The sequence below is a fragment of the Winogradskya humida genome, from assembly GCF_016862215.1.
Classification (GTDB): Bacteria; Actinomycetota; Actinomycetes; order Mycobacteriales; family Micromonosporaceae; genus Actinoplanes; species Actinoplanes humidus.
The window spans coordinates 1-26,977 of the sequence record NZ_BOMN01000044.1; the positions used below are offsets into that span (position 1 = coordinate 1).

General features: G+C 70.3%; 27 protein-coding genes and 1 riboswitch. Of the genes, 22 read left to right on the forward strand and 5 right to left on the reverse strand.

Annotated elements, in window-relative coordinates; genetic code table 11:
* The first annotated feature begins 595 nt into the window (after nucleotides 1-595).
* The gene (locus Ahu01nite_RS19235) at nucleotides 596-2,467 is read left to right on the forward strand and encodes a primosome assembly protein PriA (RefSeq protein ID WP_239158968.1); all 1,872 of its coding nucleotides are present in this window, start codon (nucleotides 596-598) and stop codon (nucleotides 2,465-2,467) included.
* Nucleotides 2,468-2,563: 96 nt separating this feature from the next.
* Nucleotides 2,564-2,959 (forward strand): hypothetical protein, encoded by a 396-nt coding sequence (locus Ahu01nite_RS19240; RefSeq protein ID WP_203837942.1) that lies wholly within the window; start codon nucleotides 2,564-2,566, stop codon nucleotides 2,957-2,959.
* A gap of 58 nt (nucleotides 2,960-3,017) precedes the next feature.
* Here Ahu01nite_RS19240 and Ahu01nite_RS19245 read toward each other — a convergent pair whose 3' ends face one another.
* Entirely contained in the window at nucleotides 3,018-4,202 is a 1,185-nt protein-coding gene (locus Ahu01nite_RS19245) for an esterase-like activity of phytase family protein (RefSeq protein WP_203837943.1), read from the reverse strand.
* Between the two features lie 64 nt (nucleotides 4,203-4,266).
* Here Ahu01nite_RS19245 and Ahu01nite_RS19250 point away from each other — a divergent pair, with 64 nt between their 5' ends.
* From Ahu01nite_RS19250 to Ahu01nite_RS19265, 4 genes are read left to right on the forward strand one after another with little or no spacing between them, the layout of a single operon-like run.
* Nucleotides 4,267-5,499, forward strand: a complete 1,233-nt coding sequence (locus Ahu01nite_RS19250; RefSeq protein WP_203837944.1) for a cytochrome P450 — start codon at nucleotides 4,267-4,269, stop codon at nucleotides 5,497-5,499.
* A gap of 38 nt (nucleotides 5,500-5,537) precedes the next feature.
* Nucleotides 5,538-6,095 (forward strand): peptide deformylase, encoded by a 558-nt coding sequence (def, locus tag Ahu01nite_RS19255; RefSeq protein ID WP_203837945.1) that lies wholly within the window; start codon nucleotides 5,538-5,540, stop codon nucleotides 6,093-6,095.
* A 3-nt stretch (nucleotides 6,096-6,098) separates the two neighbouring features.
* Nucleotides 6,099-7,025 (forward strand): methionyl-tRNA formyltransferase, encoded by a 927-nt coding sequence (gene fmt, locus Ahu01nite_RS19260; RefSeq protein ID WP_203837946.1) that lies wholly within the window; start codon nucleotides 6,099-6,101, stop codon nucleotides 7,023-7,025.
* Nucleotides 7,022-8,509 (forward strand): RsmB/NOP family class I SAM-dependent RNA methyltransferase, encoded by a 1,488-nt coding sequence (locus tag Ahu01nite_RS19265; protein ID WP_203837947.1) that lies wholly within the window; start codon nucleotides 7,022-7,024, stop codon nucleotides 8,507-8,509. The genes fmt and Ahu01nite_RS19265 overlap by 4 nt, the downstream gene beginning before the upstream one ends.
* 33 nt (nucleotides 8,510-8,542) lie before the next feature.
* Here the strand turns inward: Ahu01nite_RS19265 and Ahu01nite_RS19270 are convergent, their stop codons facing one another.
* Nucleotides 8,543-9,598, reverse strand: coding sequence for a DUF4303 domain-containing protein (locus Ahu01nite_RS19270; RefSeq protein WP_203837948.1), 1,056 nt, complete (start codon nucleotides 9,596-9,598; stop codon nucleotides 8,543-8,545).
* Between the two features lie 50 nt (nucleotides 9,599-9,648).
* Between Ahu01nite_RS19270 and rpe the strand changes: the two genes are divergently transcribed.
* The 6 genes from rpe (at nucleotide 9,649) to ribH (ending at nucleotide 15,077) form a co-directional block, all read left to right on the forward strand.
* Entirely contained in the window at nucleotides 9,649-10,326 is a 678-nt protein-coding gene (gene rpe, locus Ahu01nite_RS19275) for a ribulose-phosphate 3-epimerase (protein ID WP_203837949.1), read from the forward strand.
* Nucleotides 10,323-11,339, forward strand: coding sequence for a GGDEF domain-containing response regulator (locus Ahu01nite_RS19280; protein ID WP_203837950.1), 1,017 nt, complete (start codon nucleotides 10,323-10,325; stop codon nucleotides 11,337-11,339). Before rpe ends, Ahu01nite_RS19280 begins: the two co-directional genes overlap by 4 nt.
* Nucleotides 11,340-11,400: 61 nt before the next feature.
* Nucleotides 11,401-11,594, forward strand: a riboswitch (FMN riboswitch).
* Between the two features lie 123 nt (nucleotides 11,595-11,717).
* Nucleotides 11,718-12,773, forward strand: coding sequence for a bifunctional diaminohydroxyphosphoribosylaminopyrimidine deaminase/5-amino-6-(5-phosphoribosylamino)uracil reductase RibD (gene ribD / locus Ahu01nite_RS19285; RefSeq protein ID WP_203837951.1), 1,056 nt, complete (start codon nucleotides 11,718-11,720; stop codon nucleotides 12,771-12,773).
* The gene (locus tag Ahu01nite_RS19290) at nucleotides 12,773-13,360 is read left to right on the forward strand and encodes a riboflavin synthase (RefSeq protein WP_203837952.1); all 588 of its coding nucleotides are present in this window, start codon (nucleotides 12,773-12,775) and stop codon (nucleotides 13,358-13,360) included. The genes ribD and Ahu01nite_RS19290 overlap by 1 nt, the downstream gene beginning before the upstream one ends.
* On the forward strand, nucleotides 13,350-14,555 hold the full coding sequence (locus tag Ahu01nite_RS19295; RefSeq protein WP_203837953.1) for a bifunctional 3,4-dihydroxy-2-butanone-4-phosphate synthase/GTP cyclohydrolase II: 1,206 nt from the start codon (nucleotides 13,350-13,352) through the stop codon (nucleotides 14,553-14,555). The genes Ahu01nite_RS19290 and Ahu01nite_RS19295 overlap by 11 nt, the downstream gene beginning before the upstream one ends.
* Before the next feature lie 45 nt (nucleotides 14,556-14,600).
* Nucleotides 14,601-15,077 (forward strand): 6,7-dimethyl-8-ribityllumazine synthase, encoded by a 477-nt coding sequence (ribH, locus tag Ahu01nite_RS19300; protein WP_203837954.1) that lies wholly within the window; start codon nucleotides 14,601-14,603, stop codon nucleotides 15,075-15,077.
* Here ribH and Ahu01nite_RS19305 read toward each other — a convergent pair.
* Genes Ahu01nite_RS19305 through Ahu01nite_RS19315 form a run of 3 tightly spaced genes read right to left on the reverse strand, consistent with a single transcriptional unit; the run spans nucleotide 15,074 to nucleotide 17,548 of the window.
* A complete protein-coding gene (locus tag Ahu01nite_RS19305) occupies nucleotides 15,074-15,814 on the reverse strand; it encodes an amino acid ABC transporter ATP-binding protein (RefSeq protein ID WP_275411764.1) in 741 nt (246 codons plus the stop codon). The two genes, ribH and Ahu01nite_RS19305, sit on opposite strands and share 4 nt — an antisense overlap.
* 1 nt (nucleotide 15,815) lies before the next feature.
* Nucleotides 15,816-16,676, reverse strand: a complete 861-nt coding sequence (locus tag Ahu01nite_RS19310; RefSeq protein ID WP_203837955.1) for an amino acid ABC transporter permease — start codon at nucleotides 16,674-16,676, stop codon at nucleotides 15,816-15,818.
* Nucleotides 16,673-17,548: an ABC transporter substrate-binding protein gene (locus tag Ahu01nite_RS19315; protein WP_203837956.1), complete on the reverse strand. Its 876-nt coding sequence runs from the start codon at nucleotides 17,546-17,548 to the stop codon at nucleotides 16,673-16,675. The genes Ahu01nite_RS19310 and Ahu01nite_RS19315 overlap by 4 nt, the downstream gene beginning before the upstream one ends.
* A gap of 79 nt (nucleotides 17,549-17,627) precedes the next feature.
* Here Ahu01nite_RS19315 and Ahu01nite_RS19320 point away from each other — a divergent pair, with 79 nt between their 5' ends.
* The 10 genes from Ahu01nite_RS19320 (at nucleotide 17,628) to Ahu01nite_RS50455 (ending at nucleotide 26,886) form a co-directional block, all read left to right on the forward strand.
* Entirely contained in the window at nucleotides 17,628-17,891 is a 264-nt protein-coding gene (locus tag Ahu01nite_RS19320; RefSeq protein WP_203837957.1) for a phosphoribosyl-ATP diphosphatase, read from the forward strand.
* A 45-nt stretch (nucleotides 17,892-17,936) separates the two neighbouring features.
* A complete protein-coding gene (hisG, locus tag Ahu01nite_RS19325) occupies nucleotides 17,937-18,779 on the forward strand; it encodes an ATP phosphoribosyltransferase (RefSeq protein WP_203837958.1) in 843 nt (280 codons plus the stop codon).
* Between the two features lie 8 nt (nucleotides 18,780-18,787).
* Complete coding sequence (locus Ahu01nite_RS19330) at nucleotides 18,788-19,228, forward strand: PH domain-containing protein (RefSeq protein WP_203837959.1); 441 nt, start codon at nucleotides 18,788-18,790, stop codon at nucleotides 19,226-19,228.
* 354 nt (nucleotides 19,229-19,582) lie between these two features.
* On the forward strand, nucleotides 19,583-20,218 hold the full coding sequence (gene infC, locus Ahu01nite_RS19335; protein ID WP_203837966.1) for a translation initiation factor IF-3: 636 nt from the start codon (nucleotides 19,583-19,585) through the stop codon (nucleotides 20,216-20,218).
* Nucleotides 20,219-20,277: 59 nt separating this feature from the next.
* Entirely contained in the window at nucleotides 20,278-20,472 is a 195-nt protein-coding gene (gene rpmI, locus Ahu01nite_RS19340; protein WP_203837960.1) for a 50S ribosomal protein L35, read from the forward strand.
* Nucleotides 20,473-20,509: 37 nt separating this feature from the next.
* Nucleotides 20,510-20,902, forward strand: coding sequence for a 50S ribosomal protein L20 (gene rplT / locus Ahu01nite_RS19345; RefSeq protein WP_203837961.1), 393 nt, complete (start codon nucleotides 20,510-20,512; stop codon nucleotides 20,900-20,902).
* A gap of 86 nt (nucleotides 20,903-20,988) precedes the next feature.
* Entirely contained in the window at nucleotides 20,989-21,840 is an 852-nt protein-coding gene (locus Ahu01nite_RS19350) for a TrmH family RNA methyltransferase (RefSeq protein WP_203837962.1), read from the forward strand.
* 248 nt (nucleotides 21,841-22,088) lie between these two features.
* On the forward strand, nucleotides 22,089-23,150 hold the full coding sequence (gene pheS / locus Ahu01nite_RS19355; protein WP_203837963.1) for a phenylalanine--tRNA ligase subunit alpha: 1,062 nt from the start codon (nucleotides 22,089-22,091) through the stop codon (nucleotides 23,148-23,150).
* A gap of 2 nt (nucleotides 23,151-23,152) precedes the next feature.
* Nucleotides 23,153-25,630, forward strand: a complete 2,478-nt coding sequence (gene pheT, locus Ahu01nite_RS19360; protein ID WP_203837964.1) for a phenylalanine--tRNA ligase subunit beta — start codon at nucleotides 23,153-23,155, stop codon at nucleotides 25,628-25,630.
* Nucleotides 25,631-26,187: 557 nt separating this feature from the next.
* On the forward strand, nucleotides 26,188-26,886 hold the full coding sequence (locus tag Ahu01nite_RS50455; RefSeq protein WP_239158967.1) for a C40 family peptidase: 699 nt from the start codon (nucleotides 26,188-26,190) through the stop codon (nucleotides 26,884-26,886).
* Nucleotides 26,887-26,977: the final 91 nt, after the last annotated feature.

Consider the following 26,977-nt stretch of genomic DNA (forward strand, 5'->3'; position numbering starts at 1 on the left):
ATCGCTTCCGGGTGGATCGCTTCCGGAGGGGCGGCTTGCGGGTGGTGGGTCACTGCCGGATGGGTCGCTCCCGGATGGGTCGCTTGCGAGTGGTAGGTCACTGCCGGGTGGTGGGTCACTGCGGGGTGGTGAGCCGGCTGCGGATGGTGGGTCGGTTCCGGCCGGTGGGTCGCTTCGGGGCGGCGCATCGCTTCCGGGCTCTGGCTCAACTTCTGATTCCGACTTACCGCACGACCCGGCTGGTTCCATGTCGAGCCCGGACCTCGTGATGCTCCCGTCCGCTTCCCCGCCGGGCCCGGGCCTCGTGGCACCCAGCGGTGGTGAGCCGACATCCGCCGATTCGCCGTCGCTGCCAGCTGCGGTGTCGCGCTCCCCTGCTCCCACAGAGTCCTCAGTCCGCGCGTCCTCGAGCACACGTGGTTCTGTCACCGATCCGGCGTCGCGCATAGACCTTGTACCGTCCGCGGACGGCGATCTGCCTTCGGCCCCCGCATCACTTTCCGATTCGGCCCCGCTTCCTGACTCCGAACCCGGCCCCGGTTCTGCGCCTGACCTCACACCTGGCTCTGGTCCCGCGCCGGGCTCTGATCCTGCGCTGGGTTCTGGCTCCGGGCTTGGTACAGGGCTGGGCTCTAATGCCGCGCCTGGTTCTGGTTCCGCGCTGGGTTCTGGTTCCGCGCTGGGTTCTGGTTCCGCGCCTGGTTCTGGTTCCGCGCTGGGTTCTGGTCCCGTACCTGGTTCTGGTCCCGCGCTGGGTTCGGGCTCCGTGCCTGGTGCCGGGTCGGGTTCTGATTCCGGGCTGGGCTCTGGCTCCGGGCCTGGCATCGCGCTGGGCTCTGGTCCCACGGCTGATTCGGCGCTTGGCACTGCGCTGGGTGCTGATTCCGTGGTGGGCTCTGGAGCGGCGTTGGGTGGGGGGCCGCAGTGGGCTGACTATCCGGCCGGGGTGGCTTTTCTGCATGCGCTGGAGCAGGGGCGGGATGCTCGGGCTGTGTGGTCCGCTCTGCCCGGGGAGGATTGGGCTGCTCGGATCGCGGAGGCTGCGGCGGCGACCGTTCGGGGTGGGCGGGGCGTTGTGGTGGTGGTGCCTGACGCTCGGGATCTTGAGCGGTTGGATCGGGCTTTGGGGAAGGTGCTCGGGGTCGGGCGGCATGTGGCGTTGAATGCGGCGGCGGGGCCTTCGGAGCGGTATCGGCGGTTCTTGGCGGCTAGTCGGCATCGGGTGCCGGTGGTGGTGGGGACTCGGGCGGCGATGTTTGCTCCGGTTGCCGAGTTGGGGCTGGTGGTTATCTGGGATGACGGGGATGACCTGCATGCCGAGCCTCGGGCTCCTTATCCGCATGCGCGGGAGGTGCTGCTCACTCGGGCTCAGATGGCGGGGTGTGCTGCGCTTGTGGGGGGCTTTGCGCGTACGGGCGAGGGGCAGTTGCTTCTTGAGACCGGGTGGGCGAAGGAGATTGTGGCGGGGCGGGACATGGTTCGGGATCGGTGTCCGGCTATTGCTCCTACGGGGGATGATCCGCAGCTGGCGAGGGACCCGGGGGCGGCTACGGCGCGGTTGCCGAGTTTGGCGTGGCAGGCGGCTCGGCAGGCTTTGAAGGACGGGGCTCCTGTGCTTGTTCAGGTGCCTCGGCGGGGGTATCTGCCGTCGATCGCTTGTGGGGAGTGCCGGACACCGGCTCGGTGTCCGCACTGTTCCGGGCCGCTCGGGTTGGCGGGGGCGCGGGATGTTCCGACCTGTCACTGGTGTGGGCGGGCTGCGGCCGACTATGCGTGTCCTGCTTGCGGGGGGCGGCGGCTTCGGGCTTCCGTGACGGGGGCGCGGCGGACGGCGGAGGAGCTGGGGCGGGCGTTTGCCGGGGTTCCCGTGAAGACGTCGGGGCGGGACGAGATTCTGGACACCGTTCCGGGGACCGCTGCTCTGGTGGTTGCTACGCCGGGGGCTGAGCCCGTGGCCGAGGGCGGGTACGGCGCGGTTCTCCTGCTCGACTCGTGGGCGTTGCTGAGCCGGGCCGATCTGCGGGCTGCGGAGGAGACTATGCGGCGGTGGTTGTCGGCGGCGGCTCTTGCGCGGCCGGCTAAGCAGGGTGGGCGGGTGGTGGTGGTGGCCGATGGGTCGCTGGCGCCGGTTCAAGCCCTGTTGCGGTGGGATCCGGGGTGGTTCGCGAGCCGGGAGCTGGCGGAGCGCAGGGAGCTGGGGTTTCCGCCTGCGGCGCGGTTCGTGAGTTTGACCGGGAAGACCGAGGCGGTGAACGAGTTGCTGGAGATTGCCCAGTTGCCCGACGTCGCGGAGATTCTCGGGCCGGTGCCGGCGGCGGAGGAGGATCAGGAACGCATGCTGGTGCGGGTTCCGCGGGGGCGGGCGGCAGAGTTGGCGCGGGCGCTGCATCAGGCAGCGGGGGTGCGCAGTGCGAAGCGGGCATCGCTTCCCGTGCGCGTCCAGGTCGACCCGGCCGAACTGCTGTAGGGGTGTGTCCGGTGTTGTCCGGTGTGTGTCCTGAGAGCGCCGGCCAGCCACGATGCGGTTGCCATGGTGTCCCTACCGAACTACGGAAGGGACAACATGATCTCGTTCAAGAAGCTGGTGGCCGCCGCTGGGATCGGCTTGACGCTGGTGGCGGGACTGGCGCTCCCGGCCCAGGCCTCCACCCGGGCGGTCGGCGTCGTGACCCCTGTGAAGCCGGACGGCGGTGAGACCTTCGTCCAGCAGCTGTTCCACACATGGGGAAACAGCGTCGTGCTGCTGAAGGCCAACGCGCCCTCCGGCCTCACCTCCGGCGGCACTCTGGTGCGCGTCTACGTCGAGGACGAACCCTGGGATGACTGCGTACTGACCGACTACAGCACTCCCTGCCAGTTCTCCATCCCCGCCGACAGGTATTTCGAGGTCAGCCTGACGAAGCGCTGGGCCGGCGGCACGGACAGCAGCTTTGAGGGTGTCCTGACGATCAAGGACTGACGGACTTCCCGCGGACGGCGCCGGGAGAGGGGGATCCGGCGCCGTCCTACGACCGGGGTCAGGGCAGGACGCGGGGGTCGGGGTTGAGGGACTTCGGGAGGCGTACGGTGATGAATTCGTTGTTGTCCGCGACGCCCGGAGTGCGTCCCGCGGAGCCCGGGAAGTTGTTGTCGTTGAGGACCGCGATGGTGTCGCCGGAGAGCAGGGCGACGTCCTCGATGGTGACGAACGGGAAGCGGAACGTCTTGCCGAAGCCGCCGAGGCCGCGCGGGTTGGCGATGTTCAGCAGATCGACGACGAGGGTCTTGTCCATGACGCCGTCGTGGTTGCGGTCGCGGCGGTCGGCGAGGTAGATGCGCTTGAGGGCGGCGGCGTCGCCCTGGTTGTTGTCGCGTTCGATGATCAGGAAGCGGTTGGCGTCGACCGGGATGGCGTCGCCGATGGCGTTGGACGCGGTGTCGAGGCGGTAGGTCCAGCGTTTGCCGGTGAAGGCGGCGGTGCGGGTGTCGAATTCGTTGAAGCGCAGGTCGCCGGGGGTGTCGCCGGCGACGCTGCCTTCGAGGAGCGGGTAGAGGTAGCGGCCGTCGGGGGAGTGGGCCGTGCCTTCGAAGCCTTTGCTGCCGGGCAGGTTGGGGGTGCCGGCGGGGTTCTCCGGGGCGAAGACGCCGGGCAGCGGGATCGGTGCCTGCAGGAGCCGCCCGGCCCGGTCGAAGTGCAGCAGGTACGGGCCGAACTCGTCGCCGAGCCACAGCGTGTTGTCCTTGGCCCGGACGATCGACTCGACGTCGAAGTCGGAGCCGGTGAGGACGCGGTCGGCGCGGGTCAGCGCGAACGGCACCTTCTTGAACGGGTCGGTGAGGTTGATGCCGCCGAGGACGTCGACCTGGCCGGTCGCCGTGACCGGGCCGATGTGCTGGATGCGGAGCAGGAAGTCGGCGCTGTTGGCCTTGTTGCCGTAGCCGTTGTCGCTGAGGACGTCGTACGTGCCGTCGGTGTTGGGCAGCACCCCGGAGAAGCCCTGCACCGGCTGGTCGTCCCAGGGTGCGGCGATGCCGTTGACCGGGGTGGTGCCGAGGGCGGCGCCGGACGGGTCGCTGCCCGGGACGAACGTCAGGGCCGGCAGGGACGCGAAGCCGGTGAGGGTCGGCACGGAGACGCCGTGCGCGGAGGAGGGTGCGGCCACGAGGCCGGCACCGGCGAGCATGAGGCCGGCTACGGCCACTCGGGACACGATTCGTCGCATGTGCGGCACGGTAGGAGCCGACGGTGAACCGCGGCCGACGTGGACGTGAAGCGACAATGGAGGGATGGATCTCGCCGCTGCCGTTGCCTCGCTGCTGTCGCCCAAGGCCTCGATGAACCCCTATCCGGCGTACGCGACCCTGCGCTCGGCCGGTCCGATCGTGGGCACGGGCAGCACGTACTTCGTGTCGGGCTACGACGCGGCCGACTCGATCCTGCGGGACCCGGCGATGGGGACGTACGACAGCGGGCAGCTCGACGAGCACTTCGACGACTGGCGCGAGAACCTCGGCGTGAAGCTGTTCGTCGACTCGATGCTGCGGCAGAACCCGCCGAACCACACGCGGATGCGCCGGCTGGCGTCCGGGGTGTTCACCGCGCGACGGGTGGCCCGGCTGCGGGACGTCATCGTGGAGCAGGTGGACGAGGTGCTCGACGAGCTGGAGGGCAGCGAGCGGGACGGGGTGGCCGACGTTGTCGCGCATCTCGCGTACCCGTTGCCTATTGCTGTGATCTGCGCACTTCTGGGGGTGCCGCCCGAGGACCGTGGGCAGTTCCGGCGGCTGGCCGAGGCGTTGACGACGGTGCTGGAGGTCCGGTTCACGGAGGCGCAGGCGACCGCGGCGCATACGGCGGCGCAGGAGCTCACGGCGTACTTCGAGTCCTTGATCGCGCTGCGCAGGCAGGAGCCGCGCGATGACCTGGTGACCGCGCTGGCCGCGGCGCACGACTCCGGCGGCGACAAGCTGACCGCTGACGAGCTGATGGGCAACCTGGCGCTGCTGCTCGTGGCGGGTTTCGAGACCACGACCAACCTGCTCGGCAACGGGGTTCAGCTGCTGATCGAGCGTCCGGCGCAGGCTGCGCGGCTGCGTGCGGATCCGGGTCTGGCGCCGGCTTTTGTCGAGGAGGTTCTCCGGTACGACTCCCCGGTGCAGCTCACGGAGCGTTTCGCCGGCGAGGACACGGTGGTGGCGGGGCTGCCCGTGCCCGCGGGCAGCGAGTTGATCATCTTTCTCGGCGCGGCGAACAGGGACCCGGCCCGCTTCCGTGATCCCGACCGGTTCGACCCCGACCGGCCCGGGAACGCGCCGCTGTCGTTCGGGGCGGGAGCGCACTACTGCCTCGGTGCGCCGCTCGCCCGGCTGGAGGCCCAGGTCGCACTGCCGGCGCTGCTGCGGCGCTTCCCGGAGATCACCGCGGCGGGTGAACCGGGCCGCCGGGACCGGCTGACACTGCGCGGCTGGGCGACGCAACCGGTCACGTTGGGCTCTCCTGACACGGCGTCCGTAGACTAGGTGCGAATACCGACTTCGCGCGTCAGGAGCAGCACCGAGTGACCGTCCAGCCCATCCGTCTGTTCGGCGACCCGGTGCTGCGTTCGCAGGCCGATCAGGTCGTCGATTTCGACAAGGAATTGCGTACGCTCGTCAAGAATCTCACCGACACCATGCTCGACGAGGGTGGCGCCGGGCTGGCCGCACCGCAGCTCGGGGTCGGTCTGCGGGTGTTCGCGTTCGACGTCGACGACGTGGTCGGTCACATCGTCAACCCGGTGCTGAGCTACCCCGACGAGGAGGAGCAGGACGGCCCCGAGGGCTGCCTGTCGATCCCGGGCGTCTACGTCGACACCAAGCGCCGGCAGAACGTCGTGGCCGAGGGCTTCAACGAGCACGGCGACCCTATCCGGCTCATCGGCACGGGGCTGATGGCGCGGTGCGTGCAGCACGAGACCGATCACCTCGACGGGGTGCTCTTCCTGGACCGGCTGGACGCCGCGGGACGTAAGGACGCGATGAAACAGATCCGGGCCTCCGACTGGTACGACCTGGCGAAGCCACCCGTGGTGAAGACCAGCCCGCACGGGCGTGGCCTGTTCGGTCTGGGGCGCTGAGCGATGCGCATCGTTTTCGCGGGTACGCCCGAAGTCACCCTCCCGTCCCTCAACGCCCTCGCCGCCTCGTCGCACGAGCTGGTCGCCGTGGTGACCCGCCCGGACGCCCCCTCCGGCCGAGGCCGCAAGCTGCTGCGCTCGCCCGCCGGTGCGTGGGCCGACGAGCGGGGCATCGAGGTGCTCACGCCGCAGCGCCCGCGCGAGCCGGAGTTCCAGGAGCGGCTGCGCGAGCTGGCCCCTGACTGCTGCCCGGTCGTCGCGTATGGCGCGCTGGTCCCCTCGTCCGCGCTGGAGATCCCGAAGCACGGCTGGGTCAACCTGCACTTCTCGCTGCTGCCCGCCTGGCGCGGCGCGGCTCCGGTGCAGCACGCCGTCCTGCACGGCGACGAGGTGACCGGTGCGAGCGTGTTCGAGCTGGAAGCGGGCATGGACACCGGCCCCGTCTACGGCACGCTCACGGAGCAGATCCGCGCCACGGACACGTCGGGTGACCTGCTGGCCCGGCTCGCCACGGAGGGTGCCGGGCTGCTCGTCGCGGTGCTCGACGCGATCGAGGCCGGCACGGCGCGGGCGCACCCGCAGCCCGCCGACGGCATCTCGATGGCGCCCAAGATCAGTGTTGAGGACGCGCGGATCCGCTGGGGCGACCCGGCGTTCGCCGTCGACCGGCGCATCCGCGCCTGCACGCCGGCCCCCGGCGCCTGGACCACCCTGCGCGACGAGCGGCTCAAGCTCGGCCCGGTCCGCCCGGTGGCCAACGCCGTGCCGCTCAAGCCCGGCGAGCTGCTGGTCGAGCGCAACCAGGTGCTGGCCGGCACCGCTACCACTCCCGTGATCCTCGGCGAGGTCCGCGCCGCCGGGAAGAAACCCATGTCCGCGAGCGATTGGGCCCGTGGCCTGCGGATCAACCCCGGAGAGCAGCTTCAGTGACTTCCGAGCACCACGCCGACCGCCCGCACAACACCGGCCGTCCGCGGCGTCCCGGCGGGCCCGGTTACGGCCGCACCCAGGACCGTGACGCGCGCACCGGACGAGCCCCGCGAGCGGGCCGGCCGGCGTCCGACCCGGCGCGGCAGGCGGCGTACGAGGCGATTGCCGCCGTGCACCGCGACGACGCGTACGCGAACCTTGTCCTCTCCGAGATCCTGCGCGGCATGGGGCTGCACGGCCGGGACGCGGCGTTCGCGACCGAGCTGACCTACGGCACGCTGCGGGCCCTCGGCACGCTCGATCTGATCATCGGGGACGCCGCCGGGCGTGAGGTGTCACGCATCGACCCGCCCGCCCGCGACGCGCTGCGCCTGGGCGCCTATCAGCTGCTCTTCACCCGGGTGCCGGCCCACGCGGCGGTGAACCAGACCGTCGACCTGGTCCGCGCGGTCGCCCCGGCGGCGCACGGCTTCGCCAACGCGGTCATGCGCAGCATCTCGGAGACCAGCCTCGACGACTGGCTGACCAAGCTCGCCCCGGCGTACGAGCAGGACCCGGTCGGGAACCTCGCAGTCGTGCACAACCACCCCGAATGGGTGATCCGCGCGTTCAGCGAGGCGCTCGGCGGCGACCTGGAGGACACCGCCCGGCTGCTGATCGAGGACAACCAGGCCCCGGTCGTGCACCTGTGCGCCCGTCCGGGCCGCTCCGACGCGATCGAGCTGGCTGACGAGGTCGGTGGCGTGCCGGGTGCGTTCTCGCCGTACGCCGTGTATCTCAACGGTGGCTCCCCGGCGGAGCTGGGCGCGATCCGCAACGGCCGTGCCCACGTGCAGGACGAGGGTTCGCAGCTGGTGGCCGCGGCGCTGCTGGCCGCCCCGCTGGAGGGCCGCGACGACCGCTGGCTCGACCTGTGCGCGGGTCCCGGCGGCAAGGCCGGTCTGCTCGGCGCGATCGCCGCCGAGCGCGGCGCCCGGGTGACCGCGGTCGAGGTGGCGGAACACCGGGCCCGGCTCGTCGACCAGGCCACGGCGGGGATGCCGGTCACGGTGCTGCCGACGGATGGGCGTACGGTCGGCCGCGATCCCGATCTGCCCGAGGAGGGCTTCGACCGCGTGCTGGTCGACGCGCCCTGCACGGGCCTGGGCTCGCTGCGCCGCCGCCCGGAGTCGCGCTGGCGCCGTAAGCCGACCGACCTGCCGCCCCTGACCAAGCTCCAGCGTGAGCTGCTCGTCGCGGCGCTGCGCGCGGTCCGTCCCGGCGGCGTGGTCGCCTATGTGACCTGCTCACCGCACATGGTCGAAACCCAGGTCACGGTCACCGAGGGCTCCCGCCGCAGCGGCGTCGAGGTCGACTTCGTGGACGCCCGCCCGCTGCTGCCCGCGGGCATGCCCCACCTGGGCTCCGGCCCGACCGTCCAGCTCTGGCCCCACCGCCACGGCACCGACGCGATGTTCCTGGCCGTCCTGCGCCGCACCAGCTGACCTGCCGGAGCGGCGGCCTTGCGCCGCCACCGGCTAACCGACCCGCAGCGCGTCGAGCACTTCGGCGGCGTGCTCGCGGATCACCTTGTGGGGGGAGACGAGGCCGCGCCTGGCCTCGTCCACCTCTTCCGGCCGGATGGTGCAGGCCGTCCGGATCTCCACTTCCGACGCGTACGCGGGAAACCGCGCGAGGGCATCCGCCAGCGGGCGGTAATCGAGCGGCGGCGGATCGACCGCATCATCCCGGAAGCCGGTGTACGGCGCGGCGATCGCGTCCGCCACGGTGTCCGCGGGCAGCGTGCCGGCACGGGCCAGCACCGCATCGAGCCGGCCGAGACGGGCGAGCGCCCTCGCCACCCAGTTCCGGTCGGAGCCTTCGGTCCGCTCGAGCGCCGTTTCGAGGGCCCGCAGGACGTCGCCGTCGGGGCGTCCGATGTCGGCAATGACTTTCGCGGCCTGCCACGCGGCGCCGGGAACGGCGAGCAGCGGAATCAGCGCGGGGAAGGCGTCCGGGCCGAGTTCGCGGAGCGCCGGTTCCGCCTGGACGGGCCCATCGAACACATCCAGCTGGGTGACGAGATGGGCGCCGCGCTCCGCGACCGGCATGACGGCGAGCCGTGCCAGCTCGGCGTCGCGGGCGTCGTACTCCGGGAAGTGCAGGCTGACCTCGTGCGGGGCCAGCACCGCTCTGATCAGTGACTCGTGGTGTTCGTCGTCGAGCAACACCACCATGACGTCCAGCGTGGCTCGCGCTCGGCGGCAGGCGTGCACGAGTGCTTCCAGGTATCGCTGGAACGTCGCGTCCCAGTGGCTGGGGGCCGAGGAGCGGGCCTCCGCCGTCACGGCGTCAGTGACCTCGGCGGGGAGCCATTCGTCGTCGAAGTAGTCCCAGTCGGCGATGCTCCAGCCGTCGGTAGCGAGCTCCTCCGCGGTGGCGACACCGAGGGCGGGCAGCGTGATCACCCCGTCGGTTTCCCGGTAGAGGTGGGCCAGCGCCGCCGCGACGGCGTGGGGGTTTTCCGTGAGCGCCGAGGTCACGGCATGGACGAGGCCGTCGTGGAGGGTGTTTTCGAGGGTGGTCCGGTCCATGGCGGCATCTTCCTCGTCAAGGGGTGCGGGTGAGGTCCTACACTTCATTCGTGGAGCCATCGCCGATCATCGCCCCCAGCATCCTCGCCGCGGATTTCGCGCATCTGGCTGACGCCGTGCATGACATCGAGGGCGCCGCCGACTGGGTGCATGTCGATGTCATGGACAACCATTTCGTGCCGAACCTGACGCTCGGGCTGCCCGTGGTGCAGAGTCTGCGCAAGGCGACCGTGATCCCGTTCGACGTGCACCTCATGATCACTGACCCGGAGCGGTGGGCCCCCGGGTACGCCGAGGCCGGGGCCTACAACGTGACGTTCCACGCCGAGGCCTGTGAGAACCCGGTGGCGCTGGCCAAGACACTGCGCGCGGCGGGGGCGAAGGCCGGGCTGGCGATCGACCGGGACACGCCCGTCGAGCCGTACCTCGAGCTGTTGCCCTATGTGGACACCCTGCTGATCATGACGATCAAGGCCGGTTTCGGCGGGCAGAAGTTCATGCCCGAGATGCTGGAGAAGGTGCGTGATGTCCGGCGCCGGATCCGGGCCAAGAATCTCGAGGTGCGCCTGGAGGTCGACGGCGGCATCTCGGCCGACACGATCGAGCAGGCCGCCGAGGCCGGCGCCGACGCGTTCGTCGCGGGCACCGCTGTCTATGGCGCTGCCGATCCCGCCGAGGCTGTCCGCAAGCTGAAGGCGCTGGCCGAGAGGGCGACGATCCGGGTATGAGCACGGGGGCGATCCACTCGAACGACGCTCCGGGCGCCGACCCGGCGGAGAAGCCCGACCTGGTCATGGTCGTGGACGACGACGACGACATCGCCGGCTTCGTGGGGTTCAACCTCAAGGTGCACGGTTTCGAGGTGGTCCGGGCCCGCGACGGCCAGGAAGCGCTCGAGATGATGGAGACGCAGCGTCCCGCGCTGGCCGTGGTCGACTGGATGATGCCCCGGATGGACGGCGTCGAGCTCACCCGCCGGCTGCGGGCCGAGCCGCTGACCTCGGCGTTGCCGGTGATCATGCTGACCGCCAAGGGCATGACCGTGGACAAGGTCGTCGGGCTCACCGCCGGGGTGGACGACTACCTGGTCAAGCCGTTCGACACCGCTGAGCTGATCGCCCGGGTGTCGTCGACGCTGCGCCGCAACAAGGAGTTCCGGGAGGTCTCGCCGCTGACCGGGCTGCCCGGTAACGCCCGGGTCACCCGGGAGATCGTCGACCGGCTCAAGGCGGGCAAGGAATTCGCGGTCGGCTACATCGACATCGACCGGTTCAAGCCGGTCAACGACGTGTACGGCTTCGACCGCGGCGACGACTTCATCACCACGCTCGCCGAGAGCGTGCACCGCGCGGCGACCGCTGCCGGGCGCCCGTCGGTCTTCCTGGGCCACATCGGCGGTGACGACTTCGTCTTCATCTGCCACCCCGACCAGGTGCTGCCGCTGACCAAGCAGATGGTCACCGACTTCGAGGCCTCGGCCGACCAGCTCTACGACCCCGAGGACGCCCGCCGCGGCTACATCGAGGTGCCCGACCGCCGGGGCGGCAAGCAGCGCGCCGCGCTGGTGACCCTGTCGATCGGGGTGGCCCAGTCGACGACGGGTGGGCGGCACTACGACGACTACCGGGCGGTGGTCGCGGTCGCCTCCGAGATGAAGAAGGTCGCGAAGAGCCAGCCCGGCTCGTACGTCGCGATCGACCGCCGTCGCCTGGAGTCCGAAGCCGACGACACGCTGTTGTGACCTGCCTCGCCCGGGGGTCGGCAAAAGCCTCGGAGCGTGCAAGTATCGGGGGTAACCCACCACGCGCTGGCGGGACTCGGTGAAATTCCGAACCGGCGGTGATCGGCTCCTGCGGGAGCCGTAAGCCCGCGACCCGGACGCTGCTTCACGGGCGGACGGTGGACCTGGTGTGACTCCGGGGCCGACGGTGTGATCGACCTGTTTTTACGCCGCATGGCGTGGTCGGTCCGACAGTCCGGATGAGAGACAGCGCGCGGAGCAGGACATGGGCTGCCGCCGCGCGCTTTTTAAAGCGGCGCAAGCGCCGCCGTGTCCTATTCCTGCGTTTTCTCACTCTTTCGCCGCGCGTGACCGTTCCGCGCGAGGGAGAGGCACGAGATGCTCACCGAGGATCAGGCGATGGCCCGCGCGGTCGCGCTCGCCGCCCGCGGCCTCGGCTCCACCAGCCCCAACCCGGTCGTCGGCTGCGTACTGCTCGACGCCGACGGGGAGGTGGCCGGGGAGGGCTTCCACGCGATCGCGGGTGGCCCGCACGCCGAGATCGTCGCGCTCGCCCAGGCCGGTGAGCGGGCCCGGGGCGGCACCGCCGTGGTGACGCTGGAGCCGTGCAACCACACCGGGCGCACCGGGCCGTGCGCGCAGGCGCTGATCGCCGCCGGGGTGCGCCGGGTGGTCATCGCGGTCGACGACCCGACACCGGACGCCGCCGGGGGCGCTGCCACGCTGCGCGACGCCGGGGTGCAGGTCGAGACCGGGGTGGGCCGGGCCGGGGCGGAGGCGGGCAATACTGCCTGGCTGACCGCCGTGCGGCGCGGCCGGCCCTACGTGACCTGGAAGTACGCCGCGACGCTCGACGGGCGTTCCGCGGCGGCCGACGGCACCAGCAAGTGGATCACCTCGGAGCCGGCCCGCACCGACGTCCACCGGCTGCGGGGCACGGTCGACGCGATCGTCGCGGGGGTCGGCACCGTGCTGGCCGATGACCCCGAGCTCACCGTCCGGGACATCAGCACGGGGTCGCTCGCGGGGAAGCAGCCGCTGCGGGTTGTTGTGGACAGCTTGGGGCGTACCCCTCACAAAGCCCGCGTGCGCGACTCCGCGGCAGACACCTGGATCGCGACGGCCGCCGCGGTGGGTGCCGGGCCTGACGGCCACGTCGACCTGTCCGCCCTGCTCACCGAGTTGTACGCCCGAGGCGTCCGCGCCGTGCTGCTGGAGGGCGGCCCCACCCTGGCCGGCGCGTTCCTCGCCGCCGGCCTGGTCGACCGGGTCGTCGGCTACGTCGCACCCAAGCTGCTCGGTGCCGGCAAGCCCGCCCTGGTCGGCGCGGGGGTGGCCACGATCGCCGAGGCGATCGACCTGGATCTGATCGAAGTCACGCAGATCGGCCCCGACCTGCGCTTCACTGCTACCCCTGTCGAGAAGGGCAACTGATGTTCACTGGCATCGTCGAGGAACTGGGAGAGGTCGTTTCGTTCACCGAAACGGTGCTCGCCGTGCGCGGCCCGCTCGTCACGTCCGACGCCCGGCACGGTGATTCGATCGCGGTCAACGGCGTCTGCCTGACCGTCGTCGACAACGCGGACGGCGTCTTCACCGCCGACGTGATGGGGGAGAGCCTGCGCCGCTCGTCGCTGGGCGTGCTCGAGCAGGGCTCCCCGGTCAACCTGGAGCGGGCCGCGACGGTCGGCTCCCGGCTGGGCGGTCACCTCGTGCAGGGCCACGTCGACGGCGTCGCGACGATCATCGCCCGTGAGCCCGCCGACGAGTGGGAGGTGCTGCGCTTCTCGCTCCCTCCGGAGCTGGCCCGCTACGTGGTGGAGAAGGGCTCGATCACCGTTGACGGAGTGTCGCTGACGGTCATGGCGGTCACCGCCGACGAGTTCAGCGTCGGGCTGATCCCGACCACGCTCAAGCTCACCGTGCTGGGCGCCAAGGCCGTCGGCGACCCGGTCAACCTCGAGGTCGACGTGATCGCGAAGTACGTCGAGAAGATGCTGGGGGATCGTCATGTCGGATGACATCGAGGCCGCTATCAAGGCGATCGCGGCGGGGCGTTCGGTGATCGTGGTGGACGACGAGGACCGCGAGAACGAGGGCGATCTCATCTTCGCCGCCGAGCTGGCCACCCCGGAGCTGGTCGCGTTCATGGTCCGCTACTCGTCGGGCTACATCTGCGTGCCGCTGCCCGAGACCGAGGCCGACCGGCTCGACCTCCCGCCGATGTTCCACACCAATCAGGACGCGAAGGGTACGGCCTACGCCGTGACCGTCGACGCCCGCGAAGGCGTCAGCACGGGCATCTCCGCCGCCGACCGGGCGCACACCATCCGGCTGCTGGCGAGCGCGGCGACCGGCCCGTCCGACCTGTCCCGCCCCGGTCACGTGGTGCCCTTGCGCGCCAAGCCGGGCGGCGTGCTGCGCCGTCCGGGGCACACCGAGGCGTCCATCGACCTCGCGACGCTCGCCGGGCTGCGGCCCGCCGGGGTGATCTGCGAGCTGGTCAACGACGACGGCACCATGATGCGCCTGCCCGACCTGGAGAGATTCGCGGCCGAGCACGACCTGGTGCTGATCAGCATCGCCGGCCTCATCGAATACCGCCGCCACCACGAGCAGCAGGTCGAGCGGGTCGTCGAGACCCGGCTGCCGACCGAGCACGGCGACTTCACCGCGGTGGGTTACCGCGCGACCGTCGACGGCGGCGAGCACGTGGCCCTGGTCTACGGCGACCTGTCAGAGCCGGGCGACGTCCTCGTCCGGGTGCACTCGGAGTGCCTCACCGGTGACGTCTTCGGCTCGGTGCGCTGTGACTGCGGCCCCCAGCTGGACGCGGCGCTGCAGCGGATCGCCGCCGAGGGACGCGGCGTCGTGCTCTACATGCGCGGGCACGAGGGCCGGGGGATCGGGCTGCTGCACAAGCTGCAGGCCTACCAGCTGCAGGACCGTGGCCTCGACACGGTCGACGCCAACCTCGAGCTGGGGCTGCCGGCCGATGCCCGGGACTACGGCATCGGCGCGCAGATCCTCTATGACCTGGGCATCCGCTCGATGCGGCTGCTCACCAACAACCCGGCCAAGCGCGCCGGGCTGGAGGGCTACGGCCTGACCATCACGGGTCGCGAGGCGCTGCCCGTGCGGCTGCACCCGGAGAACGTCCGTTACCTGCGGACCAAGCGGGACCGCATGGGGCACCTGTTCGAAGCGTTGGGCTGATTTCGCCCTGTCAGTTATGTGAGCATTATTTCAAAAGGGGGCATCATGGCCGGTTTCGGGGATCCGCACCTGGAAACTGTCGACGGCGCGGGGCTCACGCTCGGCATCGTCGGCGCGCGCTGGCACTCCGACCTGGTCGACCACATGGTCGACCGCGCCCAGGCGGCGGCGAAGGCGTGCGGCGTGGAGAGCGTGACCACGGTGCGCGTGGCGGGCTCGGTCGAGCTTCCCGTCGTGGCCCAGGCCCTCGCGAAGAAGTGCGACGCAGTGGTGACGCTCGGCGTGGTCATCCGCGGCGAGACCGCCCACTTCGACTACGTCTGCGACGCGGTGACGGCCGGGCTGACCAGGGTCGCCCTGGACGAGCAGACCCCGGTCGCCCACGGCGTGCTCACGGTCGAGAGCCTCGGCCAGGCCCGCGACCGCGCGGGCCTGGAGGACTCGATCGAGGACAAGGGCTGGCAGAGCACGGTCGCCGTCCTCGACGCCGTCCTCGCCATCCGCGAGGTCAACAAGGACTAAAGTCTGCCGGCCTCGATGATCCGGGCCAGGAACTGCCGTGTTCTCGGCTCGACGGGGTCTCCCAGCACCTGCGATGGGGGGCCCGCTTCGATGATGCGGCCGCCGTCGAGGAAGACCACGCGATCGGCGACCTGCCGGGCGAAGCCCATCTCGTGGGTCGCCAGGACCATGGTCATCCCGTCGTCCTTGAGGCCGCGGATCATCGTCAGGACCTCGCCGACCAGTTCCGGGTCGAGCGCGGAGGTGACCTCGTCGAGCAGCAGCAGGCGCGGGTTGTTCACCAGCGCGCGGACGATCGCGACCCGCTGCTGCTGGCCGCCCGAGAGCCGGTCCGGGTAACTGTCCGCCTTGTCGGCCAGGCCGACCCGGGACAGCCACTCCATCGCCTGATCCCTGATCTCGGCGGCGGCGCGTTTGTGCACCTTGTCCGGGGCGAGGGTGACGTTGCGCAGCACGGTCATGTGCGGGAAGAGGTTGTAGCTCTGGAAGACCATGCCGATGCGGCGGCGTACGAGATCCGGATCCGCCCTGGGGTCCGTGATGTCCTCGCCGTCGAGGCGGATCACCCCGTCGTCGATCCCGGTGAGCAGGTTGACACAGCGCAGCAGCGTGGACTTGCCCGAGCCGGACGCGCCGATCAGCGCGACCACCTCATGCTCGTCCACCTCCAGTGACAGATCGTCCAGGACCAGGTTGGTGCCGAACGTCTTGCGGACGTTCTGACAGGACAGCAGCAACTCAGGACCCCGCAGACTGGCGGCGGGCCGCGCGCAGCGTGACCCAGTCGGTGATGCCGATCAACGGCAGGGCAAGAAGCACGAACAGAACCCCGGCCACGATGTACGGCGTGAAGTTGGCGTCCTGCGCCGTGGCGATCTGCGCCGCGCGAACCGCGTCGATGGGCCCGGCCAGCGACACCAGCCCGACGTCCTTCTGCAGCGCGACGACATCGTTCAGCAGCGGCGGCGTGACCCGGCGGACAGCCTGGGGCAGGACCACGTGCCGCATCGTCTGCCGGTAGGTGAGACCCAGCGAGCGGGCCGCGGCGAGCTGGCTCGGGTGCACCGACTCGATGCCGGCCCGGAACACCTCGGCCAGGTACGCGCCGTAGACGATCACCAGCGCCGCACCGCCGAGCACCAGCACGCTGGGCATGCCCTGCAGGCGCAGACCCGGCACGCCGAACGTGAAGACGTACAGGACGATGATGAGGGGGAGGCCGCGGAATGCGTACGTGTATCCGGTCGCCAGGGCCCGGACCGGGAAGAAGACCGCGCCCCGCAGCGTGCGCAGCACCGCGATCAGCAGGCCGAGCAGCAGCGCGGCCAGCGTGCAGACGACCAGCAGCCGGATGTTCAGCCAGAGGCCCTGCAGGATGTCGGGGAGGTACTCCCGGGCGATCTCCGGATCGAAGAACGACGACTTGACCCGCTCCCAGCCGGGGGAGCCGGTGACGGCGTAGGCCAGTGCGATGCCGACGACGAGGGTCGAGAGCGCGGACAGCAGCACCGAGCGGATCGTCTGCCGGCGTCGGTAGGCGATCCGCTCGCGCTGGACATCACTCGGCTCGTATGGCCTGGGCTGATAGGGCGTGCTCACGAAAGCTCGGGAGCCCCGCCACTGCTCAGCCACGTCTTCTCGAGCACCGCGAGGGTGCCGTCCTGGCGCAGCTGGTCCACCGCGTCGGTGACGCACGGGGTCAGCTTCGAACCGAGATCGAGGACCAGGCCGAACTGCTCGGGAACGCCGACCTGCGGCAACTGCCCGACGATCACGCCGTCCTTGAGCTCCGCGCCGGTCATGTAGAACGCCGTCGGCAGGTCGACCACGATGCCGTCGACCGACTTGTTCTCCAGCGCGGCCTTCGCGTCGTCGTTGTTGTTGTAGACCTGGGCCTTGGCGGTCGGCTTGATCAGCTCGTTGACCGCCTGGTAGCTGGTGGTGCCGACCTGCGCGCCGAGCTTGGCGTCCTTGAGCTCCGCGATGGTCTTGGCGTTCGCGATCTTGGAGCCCTTGATGGTGATCACCGTCTGGCGCACGAGGTAGTACGGCGACGAGAAGTCGACGGCCTTCTTGCGCTCCGGCGTGATCGAGAACTGGTTGACGTCGAAGTCGAACGTCTTCGGGCCGGGCGCGATCGCGTTGTTGAACGTCACCTGGGTCCAGACCACGTTCGCCGCCGGGTAGCCGAGCCGCTTGGCCACCTCGTACGCGACGGCGGACTCGAAGCCCTTGCCGTTGCTCGGGGTGTTGTCGCTGAACCAGGGCTCGTACGCCGGGTTGTCCGTGCCGATCGTGAGCTTGCCGCCGGCCAGGGTGTCGAGGGCGCCCTGGGCGCACGCGGCGTTCGACGCGGAGGCGGAACCGGCGGCGGTGGGGGACGACTCCTCGTCCGCGGGCGCACAGGCGGCGAGCGTGGTGAGGAGCACAACGGCGCTGCCCAGCGCGGTGAGGGTGTTTCTGCTGACCATGAACCGCAGCCTAAGCCACGTGCGGCAGGTAGAGGCCCGTCCGTTGCCACCCCGTAATGAGCTGCAACAATCGGTCCTCGTGAAGACGTTCGAAGAGTTGTTCGCCGAGCTGCAGCAGAAGGCGGCCGAGCGGCCCGAGGGCTCGGGCACTGTCGCCGCGCTGGACAAGGGCGTGCACTTCATCGGCAAGAAGGTCGTCGAGGAAGCCGCCGAGTCATGGATGGCCGCGGAGCACGAGGGTCGCGAGCGGACCGCCGAGGAGATCTCGCAGCTGCTCTACCAGGCACAATGCCTGATGATCGCTTCGGGTCTCGACCTCGAGGACGTCTACCGACATCTCTGACGTGCCCTCCGTTCTGATCGATACTTCTTTCAAGGAGCACGTCCGATGCTGCGCATCGCTGTCCCCAACAAGGGGACCCTGTCCGCCCCGGCCGCCCAGATGCTGCGCGACGCCGGGTACCGCCAGCGCACCGACCTCAAGGACCTCGTCTGCCGTGACGAGGACAACAACGTCGAGTTCTTCTACCTGCGCCCCCGCGACATCGCCACCTACGTCGCCTCGGGTGATCTGGATCTCGGTATCACCGGCCGGGACCTGCTGGTCGACTCCGGTGTCCCCGCGCAGGAGATGCTCGACCTCGGCTTCGGCGGGGCCACGTTCCGCTGGGCGGCCCCGATCGGCGGGCTCGACTCGGAGTCCCAGATCGGTGGCAAGCGCATCGCCACCGCCTACCCCGGCGTGGTCGGGCGCTACCTCGCCGAGCACGACCTCAAGGCCGACGTGGTCCGCCTCGACGGCGCCGTGGAGAACGCCGTCCGGCTCGGGGTCGCCGACCTGATCGCCGATGTGGTCGAGACCGGCACGACGCTGCGCCAGGCGGGCCTGGTCACCCTGGGTGAGCCGCTGCTGCGCTCCTCCGCGATCCTGATCGGCCGGCCTTCCTCCGCGGAGGCGAAGCTTTCGCAGTTGATGCGCAGGCTGCAGGGGGTCCTGGTCGCGCGGGGCTATGTGATGCTCGCGTACGACGTCCGCGCCGACCTCCTCGATCAGGCCACCGCCCTGACCCCGGGCATCGAGTCACCGACCGTCTCCCCGCTGCACCGCGAGGGCTGGGTCGCCGTGCAGTCGATGGTCCGCCGCGCCGACGTGCACCGCGTCATGGACGAGCTCTACGAGATCGGCGCCCGCGCCATCCTCGTGACCGACATCGCCAACTGCAGGTTGTGAGGACCACGATGGCTTCCCCGCTCGTCTTCAAGCCGCAGCGCATCCGCTGGGTGGCCGGCATCGCCGCGGTCGTGACGTTCGTCCTGTTCACCGCGCTCAGCTTCGGCCTGCACGGCTCGACCGGCGACGGCTACGGCCACTTCGAGCGGGGCGACCAGAGCGCGATGATCGGGCTGGGGGTGCTCGCGGCGCTCGGCATCCTGACCTTCACCCGGCCCCGGGTCCGCGCCGACGCCGACCACGTGCAGGTCCGCAACCTGATCGGCAACTTCGATCTGCCCTGGTCAGCGGTTCGCGCCGTGCGTTTCGACCGCAACTCGGCCTGGGCGATGCTGGAGCTGCACGACGAGGAGATCGTGCCCGTGCACGCGCTGCAGGCCACGGACAAGGACTACGCAGTGCAGGGCGTACGGGCGCTGCGTGCCCTTCATTCGGCATCTATCTCCTGAGCTGGTAGAGTTCACAGCAGTCGACCACGCCTGCCCTCTGACGACCGCAAGGTTGTCAAGCAATCGCAAGATTGTTTGGGACGGCGCGAAAGAGGAGCCCGCTGGTTCCCACCCTGAAGCTCTAGAAGCATCTGGGTCCGGTCAAACCGACTGTGGGAATATCCCGCGGTGGGTGTGCGTCCTCTATGGGGCGCCGATGACCGGTCGAGCGGGCCCTGGCATATGCCGGGGCCTTCTGCTTTCCCGCCGCCCGGTGGTCAGAGGGCGGCGCGAGGCCGACCGACATTGGCACGGGTTGTTCCACGGCGTGAGCCGGGGAGCGACCGGATATTGATCCCGTTCTGAGGAGGCCCCATCAGCGTCGAACCACGCGTTAACGAACAGATCCGGGCACGAGAGGTCCGGCTGGTCGGCCCCGAGGGTGAGCAGGTGGGCATCGTCCCGCTCGAGCGCGCCCTGCAGCTGGCCGCCGACGTCGACCTGGACCTGGTCGAGGTAGCGCCGATGGCGCGCCCGCCGGTGTGCAAGCTCATGGACTTCGGCAAGTTCAAGTACGAGAGTGCACTCAAGGCGCGCGAATCGCGGCGCAACCAGCAGCAGACAGTCATCAAGGAAATGAAGCTCCGCCCGAAGATCGACCCGCACGACTACGAGACCAAAAAGGGTCACGTGGTGCGGTTCCTCAAGGCGGGCGACAAGGTCAAGGTCACGATCATGTTCCGTGGTCGTGAGCAGAGCCGCCCCGAGCTGGGCTTCCGCCTGCTCCGCCGGCTGAGCGAGGAGATCTCCGAGCTCGGCTTCGTCGAGGCCAGTCCCAAGCAGGACGGCCGAAACATGATCATGGTTTTGGCGCCGCACCGGGCCACCAAGGTCGCGGCAGCCGCCGCGGTCGAGGCCGCACGCCCGGCCGGCCGTGAGCCGCGCGAGGGTGACGTCGCCGCCGAGGCGGAAGCGCCTGTGGCGGAGACCGCCGCTAGTTCGTCTGAGTAGTTCTGTAGTTGGCCCCCGCGGCCGTCAGGCCGCGGGGACGAGATGAGAGTAGGCGTCAAGTGCCGAAGATGAAGAGCCACACCGGCATGGGTAAGCGGGTGAAGGTCACCGGCAAGGGCAAGCTCGTTGTCGAGCAGGCCGGTAAGCGTCACCTGCTGGAGGGCAAGTCCTCCAAGGTCACCCGCCGGATGACCGGTACGGTCACCGTGGCCAAGGCCGACACCAAGCGCGTGAAGAAGATGCTCGGCCGCTGACGCGCGCCACAACCGTTCCCCTGTTAGGAGTACTGAAATGGCACGCGTCAAGCGGGCAGTAAACGCCCAGAAGAAGCGTCGCACGTTGCTGGAGAGCGCCAGCGGTTACCGCGGTCAGCGCTCGCGCCTGTACCGCAAGGCCAAGGAGCAGGTACTGCACTCGATGCAGTACTCGTACCGCGACCGCCGTGACCGCAAGGGCGACTTCCGCCAGCTGTGGATCACGCGCATCAACGCCGCGGCCCGGGCCAACGGCATGACCTACAACCGCCTCATCCAGGGCCTCAAGCTCGCGGGTGTCGAGGTTGACCGCAAGATCCTGGCCGACATGGCCGTCCACGACGACGCCTCGTTCGCGGCCATCGTCGAGATCGCGCGGGCCGCTGTGGTGGCCGAGGGTATCGGCGGCGCCGCCGCCCAGGCTGCCTGATTTCGCACCGCACCTTTGAGGAAGCGCCTTCCGCCACGGCGGTGGGCGCTTCTTCGCTTTCTGAGTTTTCCCGCAGCGGAAAACACATGTCACCCCGCTTGGAGTGGACCTCAGTGATCTTCACCCCCCGCACCCCGCGGATCATCGCGGCCCGCAAGCTGCAGAAACGCCGCGACCGCGACAAGGCCGGGCAGTTCCTGGCCGAAGGACCTCAGGCCGTGCGGTCCGCTCTCGCTGCGGGAGTGGTTCTCGAGCTTTTCGGTACGCCCGAAGCGCTGAACCGCTACGGCGACCTCGCGATGGAGGCGCCCGTGGTGTCCCCGGTCGACGACGAGGCGATCGCGGCGCTGACCGAGACCGTCCAGCCGCAGGGCCTCGTGGCGGTCTGCGAGCAGATCGACGTGCCGCTCGCCGAGGCGCTCGCCAAGGAGCCGCGGCTGGTCGCCGTCGCCGTCGAGATCCGCGACCCGGGCAACGCCGGCACGATCCTGCGCACCGCGGACGCCGCCGGGGCGGGCACGGTCATCTTCGCCGGGGATGCCGTGGACCCGTACAACGGGAAATGCGTGCGGGCCTCGGCGGGCAGCCTGTTCAACGTGGACGTGGTCCGCGCGCCGCTGACGATCGTCGACGAGCTGCGCGACTACGGCCTGCAGGTGCTCGCGACCACGGGTACGGGCGAAACCGATCTGGACTCCGTCGAGCTGGGGAAGCCGACGGCGTGGTTGTTCGGCTCGGAGGCGCACGGGCTCGGTCCGGAGCTGTTGAAGGCGGCGGATGCGCGGGTGCGCGTACCCATCTATGGTGGTGCCGAGAGCCTTAACCTGGCTGCCGCCGCCGCGGTCTGCTTGTATGCTTCAGCACGAGCGCAACGGTCCGTTTCGCCGGGAGATCCTCGCTCCGTTTCGCCGGGAGATCATCATGAGTCAGCTGTTTAGCGAGCCCGCTGGTCGCGGGCGCGTGCGCTGACCCTTTCGCGCGTAACTCGTTGACCGGCGGGCTGTGGCCCAGCCGCGCCTCCGTACACTGATCCACCTGAGTCACCCCTTCGCGGCCCGGCCGCGCTCGGTGCACTCGGGTTCCGCCTGATCCACCTGAGTCGCCCCCTCGCGGCCCTCGCTGCGCTCGGTGCACTCGGTCCCGACGAGTCGATGGCTCATCCGGTCTTGAGGGAGTTCGCTCGACCATGTCTTACCGCAACGATCCGTACGACCCGAAGCAGGCCGTCCTGCTCGCCCCTGAATCGCTCGACGCGGCGGTGACAGAGGCGCTCGACGCGTTCAAGGGCGCCGCCGACCTCGACGCGCTCGGCGCGCTGAAGCCGGCCCACCTCGGCGACCGCTCACCGGTGTCGCTGGCACGCCGCGAGATCGGCTCGCTGCCGCCGGCCGCGAAGTCCGAAGCCGGCAAGCGCGTCAACATCGCCCGCCAGGCCGTGCAGGCCGGCTATGACGAACGCCAGGGCGAGCTGGAGCGCGAACGCGCCGAGCGGGTCCTGGTCGAGGAGCGCGTCGACGTCACCCTGCCCTGGGACCGCCACCCGCGCGGCGCCCGGCACCCCGTGACCACCCTCATGGAACACATGGGCGACATGTTCCTCGGCATGGGCTACTCCGTGGTCGACGGCCCCGAGCTCGAGCTGGAATGGGCCAACTTCGACGCCCTGAACATCGGCCCCGACCACCCGGCGCGCGGCCTGATGGACACGTTCTACGTGGACCTGCCCGGCCTCGTCATGCGTACGCACACCTCGCCCGGCCAGGTCCGTACGATGCTCACCCAGGAGCCGCCGATCTACGTGGTCAGCCCCGGACGCGTCTACCGCACCGACGAGGTCGACGCCACGCACAGCCCGGTGTTCCATCAGATCGAGGGCCTGGTCGTCGACGAGGGCATCACGATGGCGCACCTCAAGGGCACCCTCGACCACTTCGCCCGCTCCCTGTTCGGCCCGGACGCGAAGACCCGCTGGCGGCCGCACTACTTCCCGTTCACCGAGCCCTCGGCCGAGTTCGACGTCTGGTTCGCCCAGCACCGCGACGGCCCGCGCTGGGTCGAGTGGGGTGGCTGCGGCATGGTCAACCCGCGGGTCCTCACGGCCTGTGGCATCGACCCCGACCGGTATTCCGGTTTCGCGTTCGGCATCGGCGTCGAGCGCACGCTGATGTTCCGCAACGGCGTCAGCGACATGCGCGACATGGTGGAGGGTGACGTCCGTTTCACCCGCAACTTCGGTATGGCGGTCTGATCATGAAGCTCTCCCTTTCCTGGCTGCGCGAGTACGTCGAGCTGCCCTCGCCCATCGACACCGCCGAGCTCGAGCGCAAGCTGGTCGACCTCGGCATCGAGGTCGAGGCCATCGTCGACCAGGGCGCCACGATCAAGGGCGGCCTGGTCGTCGGCCGGGTCCTCGAGATCGAGGAGCTGACCGGCTTCAAGAAGCCCATCCGCTTCTGCAAGGTCGACGTCGGCAACCCCGACGCGCAGGAGATCGTCTGCGGCGCCCGCAACTTCACCGTCGGTGACCTGGTCGTCGTGATCCTGCCGGGCGGCGAGCTGCCCGGCGGGTTCCACATCGCTGCCCGCAAGACGTACGGCCACACCTCCAACGGCATGATCTGCTCGGCGGCCGAGCTGGGCCTCGGCGACGACCACGACGGCATCATCGTGCTCCCGCCGTCGTCCGCGGCGCCCGGCACCGACGCGCGGCCGCTGATCGGTCTCGACGACGTCGTCCTGGACGTGGAGATCACCCCCGACCGTGGGTACGAGATGAGCGTCCGCGGCCTTGCCCGTGAGCTGTCGCATGCTTACTCGGCTGCGTACACGGATCCCGGCTCTGTGGATATTTCGGACGTTTCGCTTGGTTCTGGTTATGCGGTTAAGGTCGAGGACACGGTCGGGTGTGACCGGTTCTCGGCGCGTGTCGTGCGGGGGATCGACCCGTCGGTGCCGTCGCCCGACTTCATCAAGCGCCGCCTGACCACGGCGGGCGTCCGCTCGATCTCGCTCGCCGTCGACATCACCAACTACGTGATGCTCGAACTCGGCCAGCCCATGCACGTGTTCGACCTGAACCTGCTGCGTGGCGGTCTGACCGTGCGCCGCGCCCACCCGGGCGAGAAGCTGACCACCCTCGACGGCGTGGCCCGCGTCCTCGACGCCGAGGACATGGTCATCACCGACGACTCGGGCCCCATCTCCCTGGCCGCGGTCATGGGCGGCGAAACCAGCGAATACCAGCCGACCACGGTGGACGTCCTGCTCGAGGCCGCCCACTGGGACCCGGTCATGGTCGGCCGCACCGCCCGCCGCCACAAGCTCTTCAGCGAGGCGGCCAAGCGCTGGGAACGCGGCGTCGACCCGCAGCTCACGCTTGTCGCCCTTTCGCGCGCGGTGGACCTGCTCACCACGCACGCCGGCGGCACCCCCGACGAGAACGTCCTGGACATCAACCACGTCAAGGCCCCCGCGCCGGTCCTGCTGCCCACGGACCTGTCCACCCGCCGGATCGGCGTGCCCTACTCGGTCGACGAGATCACCGAGCTCCTCGGAAAGATCGGCTGCCAGGTCACCGGCGTGGAACCCCTCGAGGTCACCCCGCCGACCTGGCGCCCCGACCTCGTGGCCCCGGTCGACCTCGTCGAAGAGGTCGCCCGCCTCGGCGGCTTCGACGCCATCCCGAGCCTGCTGCCCCCGGCCCGTGGCGGCGGCGGCCTCACCGCCCGCCAGACCCAGCGCCGCACGGTCGGCCGCGCGATGGCGGAGAGCGGCTACGTCGAGGTGCTGTCCTACCCGTTCGTGTCCCCCGGCGCCGCGGACGCCCTCGCCCTGCCGGAGGACGACGCCCGCCGCAGCGCGGTCAAACTGACCAACCCGCTCTCCGAGCAGGAACCCCTGCTGCGCACCACTCTGCTGCCCCCGCTGCTCACCACCCTGAAGCGCAACCTGGGCCGCGGCGAACGAGACCTCGCCCTGTACGAGCTGGGCACGGTCTTCCAGCCCCACCTCACCACAACCGCCCCGCCGGTCCTCGGCGTCGATCACGGCCCGTCCCCGGAAGACTGGGCGAACGCCAACGCGATCGTCCCGTCCCAGCCCTGGCACCTCGCCGTAGCCCTGACCGGCGACGTCTCCCCAGCCGGCTGGTGGGGCCCGGGCCGCCCCGCAACCTGGTCAGACGCGATCGAAGCCGCCCGCACCGCTCTGTCAGCGGCCGGCCTCGACCCGTCCCGCATCACGGTCCAGGCAGCGGACCAGGCCCCCTGGCACCCGGGCCGCTGCGCCGCCATCCTGGTCGACGACGCGATCATCGGCCACGCCGGCGAACTCCACCCCGCCGTCCTGTCGAACCTCGAGCTCCCCAAGCGCACCTGCGCCATGGAACTCGACCTCGACGCCGTCCCCGCCAAGCCGGTCACCCAGGCCCCGCAGATCTCCACCTTCCCCCCGGCCCTGATCGACGTCGCCCTCGTCGTCCCGGCCGCGACTCCCGCTGCCACTGTCGAGGCCGCCCTGGTCAAGGGGGCAGGAGAGCTCCTGGAATCGGTCCACCTCTTCGACGTCTACGAGTCGGCGCAGGTCGGAGAAGGACTCAAGAGCCTCGCCTACAAGCTGACCTTCCGAGCCCCCGACCGCACCCTCAAGGTCGAGGAAGCGGTAGCAGCCCGCGACGCCGCAGTCTCCGAAGCCGCCACCCGGACCGGAGCAACCCTCCGCGGCGCCTGATCCACCACGCACCACCCTCGGGCCGGGCCTCCCTTTCAAGGGAGACCCGGCCCGTCGCCGTTTCCCCTATCGCCTGGCCTTTTCGCCGCCCCCTTCACGCGAACGTGGCCGCGCCGCGAATGAATGGTCCCGCAGACTTCCTCATTCACGCGTCCAGAATGGCTTGCCCCCACCATTGTTCCGCGATTCAAACCCATTCAACAGATATACCTGAACCCCTTAGAGGCCTTGACTGCCTGCCCGTTCTGCGCGGATTGACCAAATCCCGCCCCCGTGTCAGATTCCGATGGTCCAAGAAAACCCCGCGCCGAACAACGGGAGACGCCCTGACCAGGAACGCACTTCTCCTAGCCGTCTCAGCCGCCGCCGTCACCCTCTCGATCACCCCCACCCCTGCCTACTCCGCCCCCTCGCCCGCCATTCCCCGGACCATCACCACCGCCAATTCCCTCACCCTCACCCCCCACTATCCGCAAACCAAACCCGCAGGGCCGGCCCTTTCAGGCTCCCTACCGGCCACCCACGCACTGTCAGGCCTCACACCCGCGGCGCTCGCGATGGCAGCGCTCTCGCCCGGCAATCTCACAACTGCGGCTCTCACAGCCGCGGGTCTCGCGGTCGCGGGTCGACCGGCCGCACAGCTCACGCCTGCGAGCCGACAAACCGCGGGTCTCACGCTCGCGGGGCGACCGGCCGCGCAGCTCACGGCCGCGCAGCTCACGGCCGCGGGGCGCCAAGCCGCGGGTCTCACGCTCGCGGAGCAACCGACGGCTGGGCGACAGGCCGCGCAGCTCACGGTCGCTGGGCAACCGACGGCTGGGCGACAGGCCGCGCAGCTCGCGGTCGCTGGGCAACCGAACGCGGGGCGGCAGGTCGCGCGGCTCACTCCGGCGCAGCGGACGGCGTCGCGGCGGGCTCAGATCCTGCAGCGCCGCGCGGCCATCACCGGATACGCCCGCGCCCAGGTCGGCAAGCGTTACCGCTACGGCGCCGCCGGCCCGCAGAGCTTCGACTGCTCCGGCCTGACCCGAGCCGCCTACCTCAGAGCCGGCATCCGCCTCCCGCACTCGTCAGGCTCCCAGGCCGCCCTCGCCCACCCCGTGCCGTTGTCCAGGGCGAAACCCGGCGATCTCGTGGTCGGCCCCGGCCACGTCGGCATCTACCTGGGCGGCGGCATGATGGTCGACGCCGGCAACCGCCGCCTCGGCGTGACCCACCGCCGCATGTACCGCGGCCTGCACGTCGAGCAGCTCTGACCCCTCACCCCCACCCCCATCCCCGAGACCACCCCCGGTCTCGGGGATGCCCCCTGCCCGGTCGCTCTGCCCCGGTCGCTCTGCCCCGGTC

Coding starts and splice junctions, on each gene's coding strand:
- ribD (WP_203837951.1), top strand. CDS start 11,718: ATGCTCACCGAGGATCAGGCGATGGCCCGCGCGGTCGCGCTCGCCGCC.
- Ahu01nite_RS19250 (WP_203837944.1), top strand. CDS start 4,267: ATGGATCTCGCCGCTGCCGTTGCCTCGCTGCTGTCGCCCAAGGCCTCG.
- Ahu01nite_RS19330 (WP_203837959.1), top strand. CDS start 18,788: ATGGCTTCCCCGCTCGTCTTCAAGCCGCAGCGCATCCGCTGGGTGGCC.
- Ahu01nite_RS19350 (WP_203837962.1), top strand. CDS start 20,989: ATGTCACCCCGCTTGGAGTGGACCTCAGTGATCTTCACCCCCCGCACC.
- Ahu01nite_RS19240 (WP_203837942.1), top strand. CDS start 2,564: ATGATCTCGTTCAAGAAGCTGGTGGCCGCCGCTGGGATCGGCTTGACG.
- hisG (WP_203837958.1), top strand. CDS start 17,937: ATGCTGCGCATCGCTGTCCCCAACAAGGGGACCCTGTCCGCCCCGGCC.
- Ahu01nite_RS19290 (WP_203837952.1), top strand. CDS start 12,773: ATGTTCACTGGCATCGTCGAGGAACTGGGAGAGGTCGTTTCGTTCACC.
- Ahu01nite_RS50455 (WP_239158967.1), top strand. CDS start 26,188: ATGGCAGCGCTCTCGCCCGGCAATCTCACAACTGCGGCTCTCACAGCC.
- fmt (WP_203837946.1), top strand. CDS start 6,099: ATGCGCATCGTTTTCGCGGGTACGCCCGAAGTCACCCTCCCGTCCCTC.
- pheT (WP_203837964.1), top strand. CDS start 23,153: ATGAAGCTCTCCCTTTCCTGGCTGCGCGAGTACGTCGAGCTGCCCTCG.
- Ahu01nite_RS19315 (WP_203837956.1), bottom strand. CDS start 17,548: ATGGTCAGCAGAAACACCCTCACCGCGCTGGGCAGCGCCGTTGTGCTC.
- ribH (WP_203837954.1), top strand. CDS start 14,601: ATGGCCGGTTTCGGGGATCCGCACCTGGAAACTGTCGACGGCGCGGGG.
- pheS (WP_203837963.1), top strand. CDS start 22,089: ATGTCTTACCGCAACGATCCGTACGACCCGAAGCAGGCCGTCCTGCTC.
- Ahu01nite_RS19270 (WP_203837948.1), bottom strand. CDS start 9,598: ATGGACCGGACCACCCTCGAAAACACCCTCCACGACGGCCTCGTCCAT.
- Ahu01nite_RS19245 (WP_203837943.1), bottom strand. CDS start 4,202: ATGCGACGAATCGTGTCCCGAGTGGCCGTAGCCGGCCTCATGCTCGCC.
- Ahu01nite_RS19280 (WP_203837950.1), top strand. CDS start 10,323: ATGAGCACGGGGGCGATCCACTCGAACGACGCTCCGGGCGCCGACCCG.
- Ahu01nite_RS19295 (WP_203837953.1), top strand. CDS start 13,350: ATGTCGGATGACATCGAGGCCGCTATCAAGGCGATCGCGGCGGGGCGT.
- rplT (WP_203837961.1), top strand. CDS start 20,510: ATGGCACGCGTCAAGCGGGCAGTAAACGCCCAGAAGAAGCGTCGCACG.